Genomic DNA, 17,401 nt, shown 5'->3' with positions numbered 1-17,401 from the left:
AAAATGGGAGAAAAGCAAGATTCATTCTTGGGAGAAGTCATTAAACACATTAAATCTAAGGAAGCTAAAAAGTATGTCAGAGCTGAGTTGGAATATCATTTAAAAGAAGCAAAAGAAATGTGGATAGCAAAAGGTCATAAAAATCTTGAATCGGAAAATAAAGCAGTAGAACAAATGGGGAGTCCAATTCATCTTGGTCAGAAACTAAATAAACTTCATCAACCAAGAGTTGATTGGTGGATGATGGTTTTAATTGTAATAACAATGGGTTTCAGTTTTATGCCGATTCTGTCTCTTTGGGGTATGGAGCATTACGACTTGTATTATAATCTTAGAAACAAAATAATGTTTGCTATTCTCGGTCTTGTAGTAGTTTTCGTAATGATGATGATTGATTATAAGAAAATGAAAAAGTTGGGATGGGTATTTTATGTCATTGGAATCCTTATACCTTTAATCTTGCTAGCAGGTATAGGTGGGCTGACTGTAAACGGAGAACCCATATTGCGAATTGGTCCATTATCATTAAGAAGCTTAATAGCCATTCCATTTCTTTTCTTGGCATGGGCTTCCTTTCTGAATGATAGTAAGTTGAAATTTTGGAAGCTTAATGTATTATTTTTAGTTCCTTTACTCCTATTCTTAGAAGTAGGTAATCTTCCTGTAGCTTTTATATATCTTTGTATGGGGTTCGCAATGCTTTGGTATAGTAATAAATTGAATATCAAGAAAGCATTGATAATGACAATTGTTCCAATCATCTTCGGAGGTTTATATTTTTGGTATACAGTAAAAGAATATCAGTTAAATGCATTTTCTGCGTTTTTAAAACCAGAAAATTTCGCTACTGATGGTGGTTATATGTACTTGAAACTGCGAGAGTTAATTTCTTCGGCTGGTTGGCTCGGTAGCTCTGGACAGGAAGAATTTATTCAATATGGATACGCTTCACAGACTGACTTTGTTCTTGTGAGTTTAATTCTTGAATATGGTTATTTATTTGCAATCTTACTAGTTCTCATACTATCTCTATTTGCTGCTAGAATGATAGTCATTGCGTATAGAATAAAGGATCAATTTGCTAAATTATTACTTGTTGGTGGAATAACGCTTTATGCCGTTCAGTTTGTATATAATGTCAGTATGATTTTAGGTTTTGTGCCAATTACATCAATGTCATTACCTTTCATCAGCTATGGCTTTATACCAACTTTATTCAACGCACTCATTATGGGAATAGTATTAAGTATATATCGTAGAAGAAGCTTTATAATGGATTATAGTAATATTTAAAGATAACTTTTTAATATACAGAGGCGATAAACTGAGAAGGTTTAACGCATCTGTATGTTAAAATAGTTAAGATTTTATTGAAGTTATTACAATTTGTAATAAGTCTAGATTTTCACTACTTTTTATCGCTTAAATCATCAAACCATAATATTACGATGATGATTGAACTCATTTAAACAATAATATAAACCCTACAATCGTTTCTCCTAATCATTCAATAAAGCGTCCTCCACAAATAAAAAGTCGCATAAGCTTCCCAACCACTCCAACGCTTAGCTAGCTCCATTAATTCTTCACTAGTCGGTTTTTCTTTAGTTCCTAAAATATTTCTAATCGCGTTAAGCAGTCCAACATCTGCAATTGGAAATGCGTCTGTGAATCGAACGGAGCGCATAAGTACATAGTTTGCTGTCCAAGGACCAATACCACGAATATTGGTTAGTATTTTTTCTGCAGTTTTTAAATCAGCAGCTTCGCTTAGCATTTCTTTTGTTAGCTTTTTTTCGGTAAGAAGTCTAGCAACTCCAATTATATATTCAGATTTTTTTATTGATAATTTTAGAGGTGTAAGATCTGTAACTTGAAGCTTGGCGATATCATTCGCACGAGGGAAAATCCAGTAATGACGCCCTTCAAAAATAATAGACTCTCCAAATGTTTCTACAAAGCGTTTTTTTAATGTATATGCAAAAGCTAGATTTATTTGTTGTCCGAGAATTGCCCAAACGATTGCTTCAAATAAATTCGGGACTCCAACTACACGTAGTCCGTAGTGTTCAATAATTGCATCTTGAAGTAATCTATCTTTTTCAGCCAGTTTATAAAAGGGTTTTAAATCACGGTCGAGATCAAATAGCTCTCTTATATAAAGGGAGACATCCTCGCCATTTAAAGAATGGTGAATATCTCCTAATAATTGAACGAATAGATTACCATCATAGTATTCGCTAATTTCTATTAAATAATGCTCATTAGAAATAGGAATGACCATTCGGACTCTGTCACTCTCAACCTCAAACATAGATTCATTAGTTGAACGTTTCATATAGTTTAAGTTTGCCTGAAAGCTAAATTCTTGTGGGACTGAGACTATCCATTCATTTTCTTGGTTCATAAAGAAACATACGACTCCTTCTACTTAAAGATAGTTTTTTATAATAATACCCCATCTATTAAAAAGCAGGCATCCAATCTCATTTTTTCTCGATTAACTCCAGATGATACTCACTTACCGAATTCGTCTCGTATAAATTCGTGAATGAGGTGTAATAGGTATGAATTGTTGCAGGAAACTCTAGCTGCCGCCCCAAAACCTGGACGATAAAATCATTTTCATAAAGCAATGTCGTGACATCGTGGTAAGTTTCATTTGTGACAGTGAAATCAAAGCTCAATTTCATTCGTTCTGCTGTCGTTTCTTCCTGGTAATTGTACACTTCGAAGCTTTGGCTGTTTATCAAGATTGTTTCTTTCATTATTATCATCCTCCTGCGTTCATGTTATCATAACCTGACATAAGCTTTGATGGGATTCGTGAATTTGTTAACTAGGTTCTTATAATCATACAAGAACGAGGCTAACTCCATAAAGAAACACCTTCGAACATTTTAAATCATTCCGAAAGTGTTTTTTACTAGTTTGAATTAAATTTAATCCCCTAAATTTGTCTCCGTTTTATAATAAAGTCCTTTTTCAATATAAGAGTTTCTCACACGTTCCATTTCAGCGTAATCTGCATCTGTTAAATCGCGAACATATTTTGCAGGATTACCCATATATAATGTATTTGGGGCAACTTTTTTCCCTGGTGGTACAAGGCTGCCTGCTGCAACAAAAGCATTTTCTCCGACTTCAGCTCCGTCCAAGATAATCGCACCCATTCCGATAAGGGCATTTTTACGAATCGTCGCAGAATGAAGCGTGACTTGGTGTCCAACTGTAACGCCATCCTCAATAATTAGCGGTGTATTTGGACTTTGGTGTAAAACAGATAAATCTTGAATGCTAACACCTTTACCAATGATGGTTGGCGCGACATCCCCACGAATTACTACATGAAACCAAATACTCGAATCCTTATCAATTTTCACATCTCCATTTATCACAGCATTTTTTGCAACAAAAACAGAATCATGTATTTCTGGATAAATCCCTTTATAATGGTCAATCATGTAAAATACCCCTTTTCGACTTATGTAGATAGTATATTAATTAATAGTATAGCAAAGCATTGTAAAATGAGAAAACGAAACAATGGAGGAAAAGCCGTGCCACAACTCCCAATTACAGCAAAAGCATTGGTTCACAATGTATTTCAAAATTTATTCCCTTTAATTGAAAAAGAATTAACAAACTGGCAAGAAAAAGCGGAACAAATACCGAATGACGAACTAAGAATCCAAGCCTTAGCAAGTATCCAAAATAAGAAATTCCATTGCCAAGGTGGAGGTGTGTTTGCGCTACTTGCTGGTGAAAATAAACAGTTAGCGATTCGCTTTATCGTCGCTTATCAAACGATTAGCGATTACCTAGACAACCTCTGTGACCGGAGCACATCCCTTGACCCAAAGGATTTTAGAATGCTTCATGTTTCAATGAAAGACGCCTTGCAACCTAAAAATGAAATCCAGAACTACTATGCTTTTCGTAAAGAACAAGACGATGGGGGATATTTAGAAGCGCTCGTTTTAACTTGTCAGGAATGTCTAAAACAAATGGAAGACTACGAAATAATTGCCGAGAAACTTCTTAAATTGAAGAAATTATATATAGATTTGCAGGTACATAAACATGTAGTGGAAACAGAGCGAGAAGCAAGGCTTAAAACATGGTATGAAGCGAATAAAGATATTGCTTTAGGGTTAACTTGGTATGAATTCGCAGCTGCCGCAGGATCAACTTTAGGGATATTTTGTCTTGTTTCCTATGGTTTTGCAGGAAAAATGAACGACAAGCTAGCAGATCAAATCATGGTGAGTTATTTTCCTTATGTACAAGGCTTGCATATTTTATTGGACTATTATATTGATCAAAAAGAAGATAAAGAAGAAGGAGATTTGAACTTTTGTAGTTATTATCGTGACGATGTTCAGATCTTTGAGCGATTCGAATACTTTTATATCCAAGCGGAAAAGCATGTGTCGCAAATGCCAGATAAAAGATTTCATCAATTTATCCCAAAAGGATTGGTGGGACTTTATTTAAGTGATGAAAAAACACGAGAGTTGGAGCAGAGCATAACGCTAAGAAAAAAACTAATCCAACATAGTGGTTTTACAGGAAGGTTTATTCATTATACTATTAAAATATATTATAAATATATCGAGGGGAAGTGATGGTTTGTACGAAGCAAAAATGAAAGAGAATGACAAAGATGTTCTAGCATTTATTGAGGACGTAGACCATCCGAAACGTCGGGAAGATGCCTATAAGTTCTTGGATATTTTCCAAAGAGTGACTGGAAAGCAGGCGAAAATGTGGGGACCGAGTATTATTGGATTTGGTTCCTATCATTATAAATATGCGTCAGGACATGAAGGGGACGCTCCTGTAGTTGGGTTTTCACCAAGAAAAGCGAGACATAGTTTATATTTGATGTATGACAGTGAAGCACGTGATGCTTTGCTAGAGAGGTTCGGGAAATATAAATCGGGTAAAAGTTGTATCTATGTAAATAAAATTGAAGACATAAACGAAGATGTTCTAGTAGAATTAATTGAGGGAACAATAGCGTACATTGATGATTTATATGGAGTAGATAAAGATTAAAAGCAGGAAGAAGGATCTCGAAAGACAATCATTTATTGGCTGTTGAGATCCTTCTTTTTTTATCTTTTTTCGATTGCTAGAATAAAAGGTGGGCTATTTTTTTGGTTAATAAAGCCGTAGTTTAAAACCTGGTAATCTTTTTGATCCAGTTTTGTTACATAATCGAGTAAAGCAGATTTTTCGTCTTCTCCTCCTGGATGACCATGATAAACGACTAAAATAACCAACCCATTTTTCCTCAAATGATTTAGTATTTGACTAATAGCAACGAGCGTTGTGTCTGCTTTTGTAATTATTTTCTTATCGCTCTTTGGCAAGTAACCAAGATTAAAAATAGCTGCAGTAACTTCTTGATTTTCCTGAATATAATCAGAGACAAATTCGTGACCTTGGTGAATGAGGTTAACATTTGTTATTTTATATTCTTCAAGCTTGTCCTTAGTTGAGAGAATTGCTTGTTCTTGCACATCGAATGCTAAGACTTCTCCTTCATCTCCAACTAATTTTGTCAAAAATAATGTGTCGTTCCCATTTCCACACGTGGCATCAATTACTAAATCTCCAGGTTGTACGGTATCTTTAAGTAACTGATGAGCAAATGGGATGATGTTCTTTAACATGTGAATTCTCCTTTTTTTAGGGTAACTCTATCATATCTATAGATAAGTTCATTATAAACCAAGAAGCAATAAAACATGACTTTTAGATGTTGTGTGGCTTTCAGAGAAAATAGTAGATTATGGGAGGTAGAACATGGAAAAAAGAATCAAAGCAGTTATATTCGATTGGGCAGGAACCGTTGTTGATTATGGATGTTTTGCGCCTGTGCAAGCTTTTATAGACGCATTTCAAGCATTCGGGATTGAAATTACCACCGATGAAGCAAGGAAGCCAATGGGATTACTGAAAAAAGATCATATAAAATCAATAGTAGAGATGGAACGTGTGCAAAAATTGTTTCAGGAAAGATTTAACCGATCGCCGAATACTGCGGATGTTGAAGAGCTTTACACATTATTTGAAAAGAGCTTACTCTCAAGTTTACATCAATTTACCGATCCAATCCCAGGTGTACTGGATGTCATTCGTGCATTAAGAGAGAAGGATATTAAAATAGGTTCCACAACAGGCTACACAAGGAAAATGATGAATACTGTAGAGAAGCACGCGAAAGAAAAAGGGTATCAAACTGATTGTATTGTATGTGCAGATGAAGTGAAAAAAGGAAGACCTTCCCCATTTATGATTTTTGAAAATATGATTCAGTTAGATGTTTTTCCTCCAAGAAATATTATCAAAGTCGGGGATACGCCCTCAGATATCAAAGAAGGTAAAAATGCCGGAGTATGGAGTATTGGAATTATTAAGGGAAGCAGTGAACTTGGTTTAACGGAAGCTGAGGTAAACGAATTAAGTGATGATGCATATAAACTACGAGCAGACCAAGTGAAAGAGAAATTTACCGAAGCAGGAGTAGATTTCGTAATTGATTCGATTAGTGAATTGCCAAGGCTAATAGTAGATATAGAAGAAAAACTTTAATAATAAGTTCCTATCTTAAACGTATAGTAAAATATCACCGTCCTATGTTTAAAGCATCGTACGTTTTTTTATATGATTTGAACGCCAACTAACCCATCTCTCTGTGGAAAAGTAAAAGAAGGAGAAGCACAATTTTTGTTGAATATAGTAAAAGAGAAGCAGTTAAAAGTTAGAGGTGAGGGATATAAAAAAAGGACGCAAACGCTCCGTCTTTATTCTATTTACAAGCATAATTGCAATTATTATTTTGATTTTAGCTATCAGCTATATGAATCATAAAATACAATTATCAAAGGAAAGAGAGCTATTTGTCCCACTAGGAGAACTTGTGGAAGTTACCGGTCACAAACTGCATGTATACACGGAAGGGCAAGGGGAAGAAACTTTAGTTTTTATGTCAGGGGGCGGAACAAGTTCACCTGTATTAGATTTTAAGTCAATTTATTCTTTGCTAAGTGATACATATAAAATTGTTGTTATTGAGAAAGCTGGTTATGGATTTAGTGAAGTTACAAATGCCGAACGAGACATCGATACCATTCTAAGTGAAACAAGGGAGGCTCTTTCTCAAGCGGAAATTGAAGGTCCTTATTTTTTACTCCCCCATTCAATGTCTGGGATTGAAGCATTGAGGTGGGCACAGGTTTATCCTAATGAAGTGAAAGCAATTATCGGATTAGATATGGCAGTACCAGAAGCATATGAAAGTCAAGATATAAATATGTCGTTTGTGCGGTTAGGAGCTTTCGCAGCGAATGCTGGCCTCTTCCGGTGGATCCCGAATATATCTGAAAGTGATGCAATAAAATATGGCACACTAACAGAGGAAGAAAAAGAATTATATCGAGCTGTTTTTTATAGAAGAACATCAACTAAAAATATGATCAATGAAATTAAAATGATAAAAGAAAACGCACAAGCAGTTAAAGAAGCTGGAAAAGTGAATGCACCAATGCTTTTGTTTTCATCAAATGGTGAAAAGACCGGATTTGATGAGGAAAAATGGATTGAAATTCAAAGAAATTTCACTACTACTAATAATGCATCATTTATTGAATTAAATGCTTCCCACTATATTCATAATATTGACCAAGAGAAAATAGCAGAAGAATCAAAAGGGTTCATTGAAAATTTAGATTGATTTTTAATATGAAAAGTCAAAAACCGTCTAATTTTTCATCACAATAATCTTATTATTACATCTTTTTTAAAACACTTCATTTCACGTTTTTTATGCCGATAAAGACCTAGTGCAAAAGAACTGGTTTTTTATCGATTGAATGGAGTGAATATGAAAATTGGATGGAACTTATAATTTTTATGTAGTTGGACTTTCTGTATTAATCGCTATTTTGGCATCCTATTCAGCGATTAACATAGCAGCGAAAATTTCATATACCAATAATAAATACAGGTTATTCTGGTTACTTGCTGGAGCAATTGTAATGGGCAGTGGAGTTTGGTCCATGCACTTTATTGGTATGCTTGCTTTTCATGTTGATATGGAAATGAGCTATGATATTGGACTTACCGCGCTCTCCATGCTTGCGAGTGTCGGAGGAGCATTTATTGCTTTTTATGTAACGATGCCTGCGGAAATTAAATGGTACAGAATCGCGATTGGCGGAATGATACTTGCTAGTGGAATTATTACGATGCATTATGTTGGTATGGAAGCGATGATTATGGACGGGAGTATTCATTATGACCTCTTTTGGCTTGTGCTCTCGATTGTTATCGCTTATGTTGCATCTTATGCAGCCTTATTTCTATTTATTAGGTTTCGTAATGACCAAACAGCCAGCTGGTTAAAAGGTGTGTCTGCCATTATGATGGGAATTGCGATTTGTGGGATGCATTATACTGGAATGGAAGCAGCTGTCTTTACTCATACAGGCCTGGTGCACGTTGAATCATCTCCAGATAATTTTCTATTATATGGCGTGACGATCACAATTGCTGTGATTCTGTTTGTCTCCTGGTTGATTATGTTTTTAGAACGACATGTACTTGAAAATATGGCCTATGAAGATATGATTACAAAATTGCCGAATCGTAATGCAATGGTTCGTTTTTTTGATAAGTTTAATGGCTCAAATGAGATTGGTCTACTATTTATTGATTTGGATCAATTCAAATACGTCAATGATTCGCTCGGACATGATAGTGGTGATCTTTTAATTAAAGCAGTTGGTGAGCGACTTGCTACATTCGAGTCTAAGAAGCAACAAGCTTACCGAATTGGTGGGGATGAGTTTCTGATTATCACAGAATATAGTGACGAACAGCAGACAAGGGATTTAGCCACAGCAGTTTTGAATAAAATTAAAGAAGTTTATTTTATTGAAGGTAATGAACTCTATACGACTGCGAGCATTGGGATTAGCATTGGACCGCTTGTGGATAAAGGCAAAGAATTACTAAAATCAGCTGATGCAGCAATGTATCATGCGAAGCATCTGGGGAAAAATCGTTACGCTATTTATAATGAAACGATGGGAATTAAAGAAGGGCGAAGAATGGAGCTTGAAAAAGGTCTGCAATTTGCTGTGGAAAATGGAGAAATGTATCTCGAATATCAGACAAAATGGAATACGAAGCAAAACGATGTGCATGGTTTTGAAGCATTACTACGCTGGCAACATCCACGTTTAGGTTTAATTTCTCCAGGCGAATTCATTTCGATAGCAGAAGAGACAGGCGCGATTGTTCCAATTACGAGATGGGTGATCGAAGAAGCGAGTAGCCAGTGTGCGCGTTGGCAGGAAAAAGGAATTAATCAACCGATTTCTGTTAACTTGTCGATTCGCTTATTCAAAACGGATAACCTTGTAGAAGAAGTTGAGGCAATTTTAAAGAAAGTAAATCTCGACCCGAGTTTACTTGAACTTGAGATTACTGAGTCACTTGTTTTATCAGACGTAAATAATGTTTTTCATCAGCTGGAAAGTTTACGAGAGCTCGGTGTTAGAATTTCTCTAGATGACTTTGGTACAGGTTATTCATCGATTGGTTTATTAGATAGGATTCCCCTTGATACAATTAAGCTTGATCGATTGTTTACGAATGATTTGGAAACAGAAAGTAAACGCGCGATTATTAATGCAATTATTTTAATGGCGAAACAATTGAATCTTGATGTAATTGCAGAAGGAATCGAAAATAAAGATCAAGTTGACTATCTGACAGGCTTAGGCTGCCAGGTAATTCAAGGATTTTATTACGGGAAACCAATGAAAGTTGCCGATGCAGAAATGTGGATGACAAGTAGAGCGTAATGAGGCTCGCCCCTCACAATATTGCAAATTATTCATACAAATGATAATATCAAATTAATCAAGTTGAATCGGAGGTGGGATAAGATGATGAATCAAACTGTTTTAGCACACGGATACTGGATGGACTTCCTGTATTTTTGTCGTGCAAAATTTGCTCTTTTAGTTGTTAACGGGAGAAGTATGTCCTTTTTTAACAACTAAATAGCAAGTAAAACAGTGAAAACATCGCTTAACCCACATTAAATATGTTTGTTAAAAGGAGTGCATTTTCATGTACTCTTTTTTTATACAAAATTAACGAAATAGCCATGGGAAGTGTGTCTTCTTATGGCTTTTTTCTGATGAATTTTAGGAGGAATTACAATGATTATTTGTAGTGTAAATAATATAGCAAAAATGTATGGTGGCAATGCCATTTTTGAAAATATAACATTTGAAATAAAAGAAAAAGAGCGAGTTGGTTTAGTCGGTCGAAACGGGAGCGGAAAGACGACGCTAATTCGTTTACTAGCTGGTGAAGAAACTCCAGATACAGGGAAAATCCATTGGAAAAAAGATGCTGTAATTGGTTATTTGTCGCAAATACCTGATTACAATGACACAACAACAGTGAAGGAAGTCTTGAAAACAGCGTTCGTAAATCTACTTACAATTGAGATAAGAATGACAGAAATAGAAAAGGAAATGACGGACGAAAAAAGCCCTGATGCCTTGCAAAAGCTCATCATAGAATACGGGTCTCTCCAAGATGAATTTGCAAGAACTGGCGGTTACGAAATCGAATCGAATATCGAAAAGATTGTTCATGGATTAAGAATCAAACACCTAGTCGAGCAACCTTTTTCTAATTTAAGTGGGGGAGAGAAGACAAAGATTGGCTTAGGGTTAATGCTTTTAAAGGAACCAGATCTTTTATTACTTGATGAGCCGACAAACCATCTGGATCTTATGGCTGTAGAATGGCTAGGAAACTTTTTGAAAAGTTATAGCGGTACAGTGCTCCTCATCTCACATGATCGCTATTTTCTAGATGAAGTCGTAAATAAAGTTATTGACATGGAAGACGGAGAAGTTACGACATACCACACGAATTTTACAGGGTTTGTGAAAGAAAAAGAAGAACGATTGCTCAAGGCATTTCATGACTATGAGGAGCAGCAAAAGAAAATTAAGAAGATGAGAGAAGCGATTAAACGTCTTCGCGAATGGGCAAACCGTGCTAATCCACCAAACGCAGATCTACACAGAAGAGCGAGAAATATGGAAAGAGCGCTCGAAAGAATCGAAAAATTAGATAGACCTATTTTGAATAGGAAAAAAATGAACTTAGAAATCGAGACAACAGATCGCAGTGGAAAGGACGTTATTCAGTTAGAAGATGTGTCAAAAGCCTTTTCAGGTAAAGTGCTGCTTCAACATGTAAATATGCATATTGCTTTTCAAGACCGAGTAGCAATCATCGGTGAAAATGGAACAGGTAAATCAACGTTATTAAAAATGATTTTAGAAGAAATACCTGCAGATGAAGGAAAAATTCGTGTTGGGAGCAATGTGAAAATCGGATATTTATCACAACATGTTTTTTCTGAAATTGAAAACGAAACAGTAATTGAAGCATTGCGAGATAAAGTAAGTGTAACAGAAGGTACAGCAAGGGGAATCTTAGCGAAGTTTATGTTTTATGGCTTTGCCGTTTTCGGGAAGGTTAAAGATCTTAGTGGTGGCGAGAGAATGCGCTTGAGATTAGCACAACTCATGTATCAGGATGTGAATTTGCTCATTCTAGATGAACCAACAAATCATTTAGATATCGATTCGAGAGAAGTATTAGAAGAGGCATTAGAAGATTTTGAAGGAACAATTGTCGCTGTTTCGCATGACAGATATTTTCTCAATAAACTGTTCAGAAAAATTTACTGGATAGAAAATAGACAGATCCACGCTTTTGACGGAAATTATAATTGGGCAAAGGAAAAGATGCTGGAACTGAGAGAACGAGAAGTTCAAGTTAGTGAAGAAAAGAAGAAAAAAACACCTCAAAGGAAGGTTGAATCAAAAACACAGAATAGCGAGACCCACTTGGAGAAAGATATACTTGCTTTAGAGGAAAGAATTATAGCATTGGATCAAGAATTATTAGAAGTGGAAGATTTAGAAGTAATGCAGCAATTATATAATGAAAAAGAAAATCTAGAAGAGAAGTGGGAAGCTTTGTGTGAACAGTTGGAACGAGTGGAAAAGTAGAATAAAATTGATACAAGAATTACGCGTTCCATTTAAATAACTTCGTTTTAGAATTGTAGCCGTACCATTTAATCATGGTACGGCTTTTAATAATTTTAACGCGTGGATGATTACCTTAAGATTAATAATGTGTATTTTAGGGAAAAAAAAATAAACATTGCTGAGTATTTTTTTCAGCTAAAAGGAAAAAGTAAAACCAGGAGGGATTTCATGGGCTATCAAACATTAACAATTGAAGAATTTAATGAGAAATTGCAACAGTGGAGTGGTAAAAAGATAAAAATAGTTAAGCATGAGGCAGGGGATTTAGATGAAATTATAATTGATCTACAAGCTGTTAATTACTCCAAAGAAGAGCCAACCATCGATGACTATGAACCAACACATTCCCTACATTTAAACGGAGCAGGCTTAATCGAAACAACAACAAATAACTATGAATCCCTGCCATCAGACCTATACGAAATACCCCTAGAAACAGACACACTATACGAACAAGACAAAAACCGCCTCATGATCAGCACATCACGAGCAGCCTACACCATAGAACCCCAAGAATAACACAACATGAGTGCAACATGGGGACGGTTCTCTTGTTTCATTAAAAGTTAAATAAAGGTAGATCTTCAATATGTATTTTACAGCACGAGGATTTTTCAGAGGAGGTTGAATGATGTCAGAAGAAAATAAGAATAGAAACAAGGATAAAGGAAAACAAAGAAATGTAATAAAATATGATACAACTCCGAAACGATATAAAAGGGAGACAGAAATAGCAAAAGACACGGAGTTTCTAAATTTGGATCAAAAGAAAAATAAGCGATATCGAGATGATTCTTAATAGATGGTCTAGGAGGTAGCACATGACGGAAAAGAAAAGACAATTTAAAGAAAACACGCAAAGCGGAGAACACCGAAACGGTCGAAAAAGCCAGTATAAAAATTACAATGCTCAAAAAGGTGAAGAGCCAAATGAGTTTTTGAGTAAAAAGAATTAAGTTCTTAATATAATAAAAGTGGGCCAATCAAGATAGTATTGATTGGCCGATTTTTATATTATATATCTTATAAAATGGTTAAAAACAAACGTTCTGTTATGATATAATCTAAAATACAATAGACCGGCTTCACATGAGGGGTTAGGCACAGTTTCCTTTTTGAGATTTTTCTCAAGAAGGGAGGTGATGTCTATGGATACGAATCAAGTGTTAACATTACTGATTTCGTTTGGCATGCTAATAGCTTTAATCATGTCAAATTCCAATAAAAAATAATCCCTCATGTGCTTGCACAGGCGCTTTGAGGGATTATTCCTGAAAAGGTGCCTTCCCCTCTTGTCGGGGTTGGTCTATTGGAACCGTTCCATGTTACTAGCATGGAACGGTTTTTAATATTGTATGAACTTCTACTGGTATTATACCACGAATTGCATTTAGATACACATATACAATTATAATAACAATTATAAAAATCTGATACGATAAAAAATAATCCCTCCTGTGCTTTTCTTGTGCTTTCGCCGGCGCTTTGAGGGATTATTCCTGAACTGTGCCAGCCCATCTTGCTGGGGTTGGTCTATTAAAACCGTTCCATGTTATGAGCATCGAACGATTTTTAATAGTGTATGAACTTCTACCCACATAATACCACTATTTACCGAAAAATAAACATTTACATCCCAACATTAATACCTCTTAGTACATTACAAGACTTTCTTGCCATCCACCACCCACACTCACTGAAATAACCCAATAAACCGTTTTGCACTTCTCGAAATATACCGATCTTTTAACCAAATAATTGCAGACTCGGAAACGATAGGGCTATCTTCCAGATGAAGAATTTTTACATCATTATTATAAGGTTTTAATAAAGTTGATTTAGGAATAATTGTTGCTCCCAACCCAGCTTCAACAAGACCTAATAAAATATCTACATTCGGTGACTCACAAACAATCCTAGGGATTAACTGCTTGGCTCTAAATTTATCCAAAATGATTTCATATTGTCCGATCCCTTTGAGACGATGCAATAATAACAAAGGAATGTCGGCTAACTCTGCAATAGAAATAATGTCCTTAGCTTCATCTTTCATCCATTTCGTTGGACAAACGACGACATAGTCTTCCGATGGCAATGGATGATATGAGAATCCAGTCATATCAATTGGAAGACGAATGATAGCCAATTCAATTTCTCTTTCTGTTAATTGTTTTGTTAAATAATAAGAATCTCCCTCAAGTATTCTAAATTTTGTTTGAGGGTATTCTGCTTGAAAATGAGAAATTTTATCTGGAAGTTGGGCGTAGCATGATTTATTACAACCAATGGAAAGTGTTCCACGAAGACCCTGACCTGTTTCTTGGACTTCTACAATTGTTTCATCAATTTTATAAAAAATCTCCTGTGCTTTCTCATATAAAACGGCTCCTGCTTCAGTCAATTCCATTTTCCGTCCATTTCTTTCAAAAAGAATAACCCCAAGGCTATCTTCTAATGCCTTAAGCGATTGGCTCAATGGCGGTTGGGAAATGTGCAGCTTTTTTGCTGCAAGCGTTATTTGACCTTCATTTGCAATTTCAAAAAAGTAACGAAGCTGCTTCATATTCATATGTACCCATCCTTTATAAGTATATATTTTTTATATGCAAAGCCAATGAAAATGATATTTTACATATATCATATTGTATATGATAATAATATTCAACTAAGTCTATAGATTCTGATAATGAGTACATTTCCAAATACTTATTAAAAAAATATTGTTAGAGGGGATATGTAATTATGGGAGCGAAAACAGGCGCAGAATATAAGGAAAGACTAAAAAAGGCAAAAAATAATGTGTATGCGAATGGGGAGAAAGTAGAGGATGTAACAGAACATCCAGCGTTTAAAAATGTAGTGGACTCACAAGCAAAGCTTTACGATGTCCAACACGAAAAAGCAGATAAGATGTTATATACATCCCCAACTACTGGTGACAAAGTGGGCATGACTTTCAAACATCCTACAACAATCGAGGATATCATCGCAAGAAGAGAAGCAATCCAAGAGTGGGCCAGAACAACGCAAGGGATGATGGGACGTTCGCCAGATTATTTAAACGCAGAAGTTATGGCAATGGGGATGAATAACGATATTTTTGCGGAAGCTGACCCAGCATTTGCTAAAAATGCACGTGATTATTATGAATATGCAAGAGAAAACGATGTTAGCCTTACACACACACTGATTCATCCACAAGTAAACCGGGCAAAAGCTGCGCATGAGCAGAAAGATGCGAATGTTGCACTTCACCTGGTTAAAGAACAATCGGATGGAATTATAGTCGATGGAATTCGTTTATTAGCAACACAAGGGGCAATCACAGATGAGACCTTGGTATTCCCGTCAACCGTAAAAAAAGCAGGAGAATTAGACGATCCATATTCATTAGCATTTGTCGTTCCTAATAATGCTCCAGGGATAAAACATATTAGCCGTGAGCCATGGGATTATAAAGATAATAAATGGGATTATCCTTTATCCTCTCGCTATGAGGAAGGCGATACCATTATTTCTTTTGAAAACGTTTTCGTTCCTTGGGAGAAGGTATTTGTTTGTGGTAACTCTTCTATTTGTAACCGAACATTTGCTGAAACAAATGCAGTTGCGCATATGTCACACCAAGTTGTTTCAAAAGCAATTGTAAAAACAGAATTTATTTTAGGTGTAGCACTTAGCATTATGGATGCTATTGGAATCGATCAATTCCAGCATGTAAAGGATAAAGGCAGAGATATTATGATTACGCTCGAAACGATGCGTTCTCATCTTTATCGTGCAGAGCATAACGCGAAACTTGATAAGTACGGTACGATGACGCCTGACTTCGTTGCGCTTGATGCTGCTCGAAACTGGTACCCACGTATTTACCCGTCCCTGACAGAGATTATTCGTGTTCTAGCTGCATCTGGCTTAACAGGTATTCCAACAGAGGCTGACTTTGCCCACGAGGAAATCGGCCCAATTCTTGAACGTGGATTACAAGGAAAAAACTTAAATGGGTATGATCGCGTGCAATTATTCCGCTTAGCTTGGGATTTAACAGCGAGTGCATTTGGTTCTAGACAATCGCATTACGAATACTACTTCTTCGGAGATCCAGTTCGTATGGGGATGGCATACTTCGATAATTTTGAAAAAGATACGTATAAGAATCGCGTTTCTGAGTTTTTAAAAGAAGCAACGAAACAACCAATGAAGTAATATAACTGCCTTTTATAAATGTAGGAAAGCTAAGGGGGAATTCTATGGGATTTAATATAACTAGAACTGGAAGAGTTGTCTTGCATGTTACCGATTTAGAAGCATCCAGAAAATTTTATGTCGATGCACTTGGTTTATTTGAAACAGCGTCCGATGAAAATCATATTTATCTGAGAGGATACGAGGAGCAGCATCACCATAGTTTGTTGTTGAAGAAATCAGACAAACCAGCAGTCGAGGTGATGAGCTATCGAGTATATGAAGATGCAGATTTAGATGGCATTGCAGAAGTAGCAAAACGTAATAATCTTCCTTTCAAATGGGTTGAAAAAGGGGAGCAAGAAGCAATCGGCCGTGCTTTACGCATGCAGGATGTATCAGGTTTATCTCTGGAGTTCTATGCGGATATGGAACATGTTGATAGCTTAATGCAACGTTATGATTTGCATAAAGGTGCTCGAATCCAACGAATTGACCATACAAATTGCCTTGTACCAGACGTACAAAAAGCGTATGACTTTTATAATTCTGAACTTGGATTTAGACCTTCTGAGTATACAGAGGATGACGATGAAAATTTATGGGCAATTTGGACGCATCGCAAGGGCAATGTGCATGATCAAGCATTCATGAATGGAGACGGGCCAAGGTTCCACCATGTTGGTTTTTGGTTACCTGACCCACTTGCATTGATTCATACATGTGATGTGTTGGCATCGATCGGAATGGCTGACAGCATTGAACGTGGGCCTGGGCGTCACGGGTTATCGAATGCATTTTTCCTTTACTTGCGTGATCCTGATGGGCATCGCATTGAGTTGTATTTTGGAGATTACTTCACTGGAGACGGAGATTTTAAGCCAAAACGTTGGAGTGTTCATGATAAAACGCGTCAAACATTTTGGGGACATGAAGCGCCAGACAGATGGTTTGCTGAAGCCTCATCATTTTTACATGTAATTACTGGCGAGGAAATAGAACAGGAAAAAGCGAAGCTTCATTTATATAAACCAGAGTTCACCATTTAA

The 17,401-nt window shown here is 36.1% G+C and carries 19 protein-coding genes; 14 read left to right on the top strand and 5 right to left on the bottom strand.

Translation table 11 applies throughout. From position 1 onward, the window contains the following. Positions 1–3 precede the first annotated feature (3 nt). Positions 4–1,293: an FtsW/RodA/SpoVE family cell cycle protein gene (locus ACXYMZ_RS10095; protein WP_458948277.1), complete on the top strand. Its 1,290-nt coding sequence runs from the start codon at positions 4–6 to the stop codon at positions 1,291–1,293. Positions 1,294–1,507: 214 nt separating this feature from the next. Here the strand turns inward: ACXYMZ_RS10095 and ACXYMZ_RS10090 are convergent, their stop codons facing one another. The 3 genes from ACXYMZ_RS10090 to ACXYMZ_RS10080 form a co-directional block, all read right to left on the bottom strand. Continuing rightward, positions 1,508–2,407, bottom strand: coding sequence for a DNA-3-methyladenine glycosylase family protein (locus ACXYMZ_RS10090; RefSeq protein WP_458948276.1), 900 nt, complete (start codon positions 2,405–2,407; stop codon positions 1,508–1,510). A 79-nt stretch (positions 2,408–2,486) separates the two neighbouring features. Then, on the bottom strand, positions 2,487–2,768 hold the full coding sequence (locus ACXYMZ_RS10085; protein WP_458948275.1) for a DUF3219 family protein: 282 nt from the start codon (positions 2,766–2,768) through the stop codon (positions 2,487–2,489). Between the two features lie 174 nt (positions 2,769–2,942). Further along, positions 2,943–3,464, bottom strand: coding sequence for a gamma carbonic anhydrase (locus ACXYMZ_RS10080; protein ID WP_458948274.1), 522 nt, complete (start codon positions 3,462–3,464; stop codon positions 2,943–2,945). Positions 3,465–3,560: 96 nt separating this feature from the next. On the opposite strand from ACXYMZ_RS10080, the gene ACXYMZ_RS10075 reads away from it, so the two are divergent. Together ACXYMZ_RS10075 and ACXYMZ_RS10070 are read left to right on the top strand one after the other, a co-directional pair. Further along, positions 3,561–4,628 (top strand): tetraprenyl-beta-curcumene synthase family protein, encoded by a 1,068-nt coding sequence (locus tag ACXYMZ_RS10075; RefSeq protein ID WP_458948273.1) that lies wholly within the window; start codon positions 3,561–3,563, stop codon positions 4,626–4,628. A gap of 4 nt (positions 4,629–4,632) precedes the next feature. Beyond that, on the top strand, positions 4,633–5,061 hold the full coding sequence (locus tag ACXYMZ_RS10070) for a DUF1801 domain-containing protein (RefSeq protein ID WP_458948272.1): 429 nt from the start codon (positions 4,633–4,635) through the stop codon (positions 5,059–5,061). A gap of 59 nt (positions 5,062–5,120) precedes the next feature. On the opposite strand, the gene ACXYMZ_RS10065 is transcribed toward ACXYMZ_RS10070, so the two are convergent. Further along, positions 5,121–5,681 (bottom strand): tRNA (mnm(5)s(2)U34)-methyltransferase, encoded by a 561-nt coding sequence (locus ACXYMZ_RS10065; protein ID WP_458948271.1) that lies wholly within the window; start codon positions 5,679–5,681, stop codon positions 5,121–5,123. Positions 5,682–5,814: 133 nt separating this feature from the next. Here ACXYMZ_RS10065 and phnX point away from each other — a divergent pair, with 133 nt between their 5' ends. The 9 genes from phnX to ACXYMZ_RS10020 all read left to right on the top strand — a co-directional run bounded on the left by phnX (position 5,815) and on the right by ACXYMZ_RS10020 (position 13,399). Then, complete coding sequence (gene phnX, locus ACXYMZ_RS10060; protein WP_458948270.1) at positions 5,815–6,603, top strand: phosphonoacetaldehyde hydrolase; 789 nt, start codon at positions 5,815–5,817, stop codon at positions 6,601–6,603. A gap of 175 nt (positions 6,604–6,778) precedes the next feature. Then, on the top strand, positions 6,779–7,744 hold the full coding sequence (locus tag ACXYMZ_RS10055) for an alpha/beta fold hydrolase (protein WP_458948269.1): 966 nt from the start codon (positions 6,779–6,781) through the stop codon (positions 7,742–7,744). A gap of 157 nt (positions 7,745–7,901) precedes the next feature. Next, a complete protein-coding gene (locus tag ACXYMZ_RS10050) occupies positions 7,902–9,881 on the top strand; it encodes a putative bifunctional diguanylate cyclase/phosphodiesterase (RefSeq protein WP_458948268.1) in 1,980 nt (659 codons plus the stop codon). A gap of 84 nt (positions 9,882–9,965) precedes the next feature. Further along, on the top strand, positions 9,966–10,082 hold the full coding sequence (locus ACXYMZ_RS10045; RefSeq protein WP_458948267.1) for an RAxF-45 family protein: 117 nt from the start codon (positions 9,966–9,968) through the stop codon (positions 10,080–10,082). A gap of 162 nt (positions 10,083–10,244) precedes the next feature. Beyond that, entirely contained in the window at positions 10,245–12,125 is a 1,881-nt protein-coding gene (gene abc-f, locus ACXYMZ_RS10040) for a ribosomal protection-like ABC-F family protein (RefSeq protein WP_458948266.1), read from the top strand. A 210-nt stretch (positions 12,126–12,335) separates the two neighbouring features. Beyond that, a complete protein-coding gene (locus ACXYMZ_RS10035; protein ID WP_458948265.1) occupies positions 12,336–12,686 on the top strand; it encodes a hypothetical protein in 351 nt (116 codons plus the stop codon). Between the two features lie 112 nt (positions 12,687–12,798). After that, positions 12,799–12,966: a hypothetical protein gene (locus ACXYMZ_RS10030; RefSeq protein WP_458948264.1), complete on the top strand. Its 168-nt coding sequence runs from the start codon at positions 12,799–12,801 to the stop codon at positions 12,964–12,966. Between the two features lie 22 nt (positions 12,967–12,988). Next, positions 12,989–13,123 carry a hypothetical protein gene (locus ACXYMZ_RS10025; protein WP_458948263.1) on the top strand — a complete coding sequence of 45 codons (135 nt, stop codon included), beginning with the start codon at positions 12,989–12,991 and terminating at the stop codon, positions 13,121–13,123. Between the two features lie 186 nt (positions 13,124–13,309). Next, the gene (locus ACXYMZ_RS10020) at positions 13,310–13,399 is read left to right on the top strand and encodes a putative holin-like toxin (RefSeq protein WP_458948262.1); all 90 of its coding nucleotides are present in this window, start codon (positions 13,310–13,312) and stop codon (positions 13,397–13,399) included. Between the two features lie 461 nt (positions 13,400–13,860). Here ACXYMZ_RS10020 and ACXYMZ_RS10015 read toward each other — a convergent pair whose 3' ends face one another. After that, positions 13,861–14,736: a LysR family transcriptional regulator gene (locus ACXYMZ_RS10015; RefSeq protein WP_458948261.1), complete on the bottom strand. Its 876-nt coding sequence runs from the start codon at positions 14,734–14,736 to the stop codon at positions 13,861–13,863. Between the two features lie 173 nt (positions 14,737–14,909). Between ACXYMZ_RS10015 and hpaB the strand changes: the two genes are divergently transcribed. Next, a complete protein-coding gene (gene hpaB / locus ACXYMZ_RS10010) occupies positions 14,910–16,373 on the top strand; it encodes a 4-hydroxyphenylacetate 3-monooxygenase, oxygenase component (RefSeq protein ID WP_458948260.1) in 1,464 nt (487 codons plus the stop codon). A 44-nt stretch (positions 16,374–16,417) separates the two neighbouring features. Continuing rightward, positions 16,418–17,401: a 3,4-dihydroxyphenylacetate 2,3-dioxygenase gene (gene hpaD / locus ACXYMZ_RS10005; protein ID WP_458948259.1), complete on the top strand. Its 984-nt coding sequence runs from the start codon at positions 16,418–16,420 to the stop codon at positions 17,399–17,401.

It is taken from the genome of Oceanobacillus sp. CAU 1775, from assembly GCF_054482815.1.
The sequence above is the reverse complement of the archived record's forward strand: the minus strand, read 5'-3'. Positions and strand labels throughout refer to the sequence as shown.